Genomic DNA, 3,265 nt, shown 5'->3' on the forward strand with positions numbered 1-3,265 from the left:
TCCAAGTCATGTACAACTGATTGTATGTGTATGCTTTTGCCCAGTTAAGCAGTCTTGCTTCTACTGGATCAAATCAAGCCTATCGAGCAATTAGTACCAGTCAACTGAACGTGTTACCACGCTTACATCTCTGGCCTATCGACGAGGTGGTCTACCTCGGCTCTCAGGGATACCTTGTTTTGAGGGGGGCTTCCCGCTTAGATGCCTTCAGCGGTTATCCTGTCCGATCATAGCTACCCAGCACTGCTATTGGCATAACAACTGGTCCACCAGTGGATCGTTCACCCCGGTCCTCTCGTACTAGGGGCAACTCCTCTCAAGTATCCTACACCCACGGAAGATAGGGACCGAACTGTCTCACGACGTTCTAAACCCAGCTCACGTACCTCTTTAAACGGCGAACAGCCGTACCCTTGGGACCTGCTCCAGCCCCAGGATGAGATGAGCCGACATCGAGGTGCCAAACACTGCCGTCGATATGGACTCTTGGGCAGTATCAGCCTGTTATCCCCGGCGTACCTTTTATCCGTTGAGCGATGGCCCTCCCACTTGGGACCACCGGATCACTATGGCCGTCTTTCGACTCTGCTCGACTTGTCAGTCTCGCAGTCAGGCTGGCTTCTGCCATTGCACTCAACGAGCGATTTCCGACCGCTCTGAGCCAACCTTCGCGCGCCTCCGTTACGATTTAGGAGGCGACCGCCCCAGTCAAACTACCCGCCACACAGGGTCCCGGAACCGGATAACGGTCCGCGGTTAGACATCAAGCAGAACAAGGGTGGTATCTCAAGGGAGGCTCCACCGAGACTGGCGTCTCGGTTTCAAAGCCCACCACCTATCCTGCACATGTTCGGCCTAATGCCAGTGTGAAGCTGTAGTAAAGGTGCACGGGGTCTTTCCGTCTAACCGCGGGTAACCGGCATCTTGACCGGTAATTCAATTTCGCTGAGTCTATGTTGGAGACAGCGGGGAAGTCGTTACGCCATTCGTGCAGGTCGGAACTTACCCGACAAGGAATTTCGCTACCTTAGGACCGTTATAGTTACGGCCGCCGTTTACCTGGGCTTCAATTCAGAGCTCTCACCCCTCCTTTTAACCTTCAGGCACCGGGCAGGCGTCAGACCCTATACGTCGTCTTACGACTTCGCAGAGCCCTGTGTTTTTAATAAACAGTCGCCACCCCCTGGTTTGTGCCCCCAGCCCCTAGTTGCCTAGGAACCGGGCCTCCTTCTCGCGAACTTACGGAGGTATTTTGCCGAGTTCCTTCAACATAGTTCTCTCAAGCGCCTTGGTATTCTCTACCTGTCCACCTGTGTCGGTTTAGGGTACGATCTAGCGATGGAGCTATTTCCAGGGACCTCTAAGCAGCCCATTCAATCCGATAAGGATGAACTACCCTCGAGATCCGTCACTTCCATCTGGCCCAGGAATATTAACCTGGTTCCCATCGACTACGCCTTTCGGCCTCGCCTTAGGGGTCGGCTTACCCTGCTCAGATTAGCTTTAAGCAGGAACCCTTGGACTTTCGGCGAGAGTGTCTCTCACACTCTTTGTCGCTACTCATGTCATCATTCTCACTAGTGATCTCTCCACCGGATCGCTCACGCGCCAGCTTCACAGAAAGCTCCTTGTGTCCAACCCGTCCCGAAGGACGATAAGGACACATGGAACTATGTCACACTACGCTCTGCTACCATGCAATAAATGCATCCTCAGCTTCGGCTCATGGCTTGAGCCCCGTTACATCTTCGCCGCAAGACAACTTATTTAGACCAGTGAGCTGTTACGCTATCTTTAAAGGATGGCTGCTTCTAAGCCAACCTCCTGGTTGTTTTGGTCGTCTCACCTGCTTTCCCACTTAGCCATGAATTAGGGGCCTTAGCTGGAGGTTAGGGTTGTTTCCCTCTTCACGACGGACGTTAGCATTCGCCGTGTGTCTGCCGACTAGTACTCCTCGGTATTCGGAGTTTGGTTAGGATCAGTAAGCCTGTGGGGCCCCATTACCCATCCAGTGCTCTACCCCCGAGGGTATTCGGTCGACGCTCTACCTAAATAGATTTCGCAGAGAACCAGCTATCTCCGAGTTTGATTGGCCTTTCACCCCTAGGCACAGCTCATCCCGATCTTTTTCAACAGATGTGGGTTCGGTCCTCCAATAAGTGTTACCTTATCTTCAACCTGGCCATGCCTAGATCACTCGGTTTCGGGTCTGATCCCACGAACTCAACGCCCTATTAAGACTCGCTTTCGCTACGCCTACACCTAACGGCTTAAGCTTGCTCGTGAGACCAAGTCGATGACCCATTATACAAAAGGTACGCTGTCAGGACGCAAGGTCCCTCCAACTGTTTGTAGGCGTTCGGTTTCAGGTACTGTTTCACTCCCCTCGTCGGGGTGCTTTTCACCTTTCCCTCACGGTACTGGTTCACTATCGGTCAGTAAGGAGTACTTAGCCTTCGAAGGTGGTCCTCCGATCTTCAGACAGAATTTCACGTGTTCCGCCCTACTTAATACGTCCAATCGTGCTTCTTATACGGGACTATCACCCACTTTGGTTGCGCATTCCAACGCATTCTAACCACACTCATGGCTCGGCTGGTCCCCGTTCGCTCGCCGCTACTAGGGGAGTATCATATTGATTTCCTTTCCTCCGGGTACTTAGATGTTTCAGTTCCCCGGGTTTGCCTTTTTAAGCCTATATATTCAGCCTAAAAATACCTGGTTTTACACCCTGATAATCACTTCGCTAGCGACCACCCAGTGTTTTGATCGAAGATCAAAATGTACCGACCAAAGGTCGGCACGGAGTGTTCATTGCGAAGCAATAACAGAATATAATCAGGTGGGTTGCCCCATTCAGAAATCCATGGATCAAAGCTTATTCTCAGCTCCCCATGGCTTATCGCAGAGTATCACGTCTTTCATCGCCTCTTACTGCCAAGGCATTCACCAAACGCCCTTTTCGCGCTTGATTTGATCCAGAAAAAGCAAGACTTGGCGTCTCGCGCGAAGATCAGAAGCTGGTAAGAAACTGATCCTCTTATCCTGTATCAAAAGCATACTTTTACCCGCCCAGACTGTCGTCTGGACAATGAGCGATGCAGATAGCGAACCGTCCGTGCAGGAGGTCCGCGTCATCGCTCTGGTTAGTGTACTTGACTTGGACAACATATTCGTTTCGGTCGCGATATGTCCGGCAGGCCGAGGAAACAGCCCGTCAAACACCGGCCCCGAAGGGCAGCAACCGAGATCATCCCCTAACGCG

At 52.1% G+C, this 3,265-nt stretch carries 1 rRNA gene; it reads right to left on the minus strand.

From position 1 onward, the window contains the following. Positions 1 to 69: 69 nt before the first annotated feature. Positions 70 to 2,974: ribosomal RNA gene (locus O4H31_RS19390) — 23S ribosomal RNA — on the minus strand. Positions 2,975 to 3,265 lie beyond the last annotated feature (291 nt).

It is taken from the genome of Sulfitobacter dubius (assembly GCF_027214245.1).
Lineage (GTDB): Bacteria > Pseudomonadota > Alphaproteobacteria > Rhodobacterales > Rhodobacteraceae > Sulfitobacter > Sulfitobacter dubius_A.